This window comes from Desulfobulbus alkaliphilus, from assembly GCF_016918545.1.
GTDB classification, from domain to species: domain Bacteria; phylum Desulfobacterota; class Desulfobulbia; order Desulfobulbales; family Desulfobulbaceae; genus Desulfobulbus; species Desulfobulbus alkaliphilus.
Genome location: NZ_JAFFQC010000098.1, coordinates 1 through 1072 on the forward strand (window position 1 = coordinate 1; position 1072 = coordinate 1072).

At 49.0% G+C, this 1072-nt stretch carries 1 protein-coding gene; it reads right to left on the reverse strand.

The annotated features are described in order from the left end of the window. Nucleotides 1–105: 105 nt before the first annotated feature. Nucleotides 106–693 carry a nucleoside-diphosphate sugar epimerase/dehydratase gene (locus JWG43_RS17525; protein WP_205244244.1) on the reverse strand — a complete coding sequence of 196 codons (588 nt, stop codon included), beginning with the start codon at nt 691–693 and terminating at the stop codon, nt 106–108. Nucleotides 694–1072 lie beyond the last annotated feature (379 nt).

The following is a 1072-nucleotide window of genomic DNA, read 5'->3' on the forward strand; positions in this document are numbered from 1 at the left end:
AGGCGATGGCCTCGTCAATGAACTGAAGAGATAATGCGTCGAAACGTTCGAGGATGCTCTGCATGGCAGAAACACCTTGCCATGCTTAATCGCTGTTGTCCAGGATTATTTGTGGGTAGATGACAGATCTTCGATAACCCGTCCTTCAAGTTTGTTGCGGAGCAGTTCACCGATGGGCATGGCGCCGCGACGATCATCAAGGGCAATCACGATCCGGTCGATACCGGCAAGATGTGCTTCCCGGGCCACCTCATTGAGATCAGCGTACACGGGAATACCTTCATGATCAAAAACCGGAGCCGTCCTGCCCACAAGGCCCCTGACGGCAAACCCCGATTCCGGATACGTTTTGGTTATTTCGACAATCTTTTCCGCGGTTTCGCCGGTGCCGACGATGATGAAATCCCGCGTGAACAGCTTCTTTTCCAGGATCAGATAATACAGTGAGCGCCACAAGAAAAGCGACAGACATATAATAATATAGCTCCCCCAGAAAATATCGGTGGGAACAATAATGGCGGGAAACAGCATATACAGAAAGGCCAGGATGATGCAGCCAACCCCAAAGGATTGCATCATGCGAATAACTGTCTCCCTGCCCGTCCTGGGTTGATTGAGATCATAGAGATCGTAGAAATACAGCGAAAGTTGAAACACCACGGTCACCACGCCGGCTCTGAACACAAACTCCATGGGCGACAACAGAAAGATCCTCCACCCGGAGAAAAGCATCTGGATACCGAAAACACTGAAAAAAATTAACCCCCCTTCTCCCAGGAAAAAAAGAATTTTACGAACGGGGTAATACTTATTGAATGAAGACGGCATATTGTGGACTCGAAAGAAAAAAATCGGAATGGGAGCCTGCTTCTCTATGCAAAATGCTATCACACCACATTCAAAATCGTCAAGACGAGGCGCAAAAATATGCAATGAAATTAGTGAAATTAGGGACATCCATGATAAGTATTGTCAAGGGGAAAACGGAGGTTTCCCGTTTCGCCCAGGAGTACGTCAGCGCCTGCCTTGCCTCTCCCCCGATCTCGATTGTTCCTCGGCGGGAGCGGAAGCA

Excerpts from the sequence above, each read along its gene's own strand:
- JWG43_RS17525 (WP_205244244.1), bottom strand. The coding sequence starts at position 693 with ATGGAGTTTGTGTTCAGAGCCGGCGTGGTGACCGTGGTGTTTCAACTT.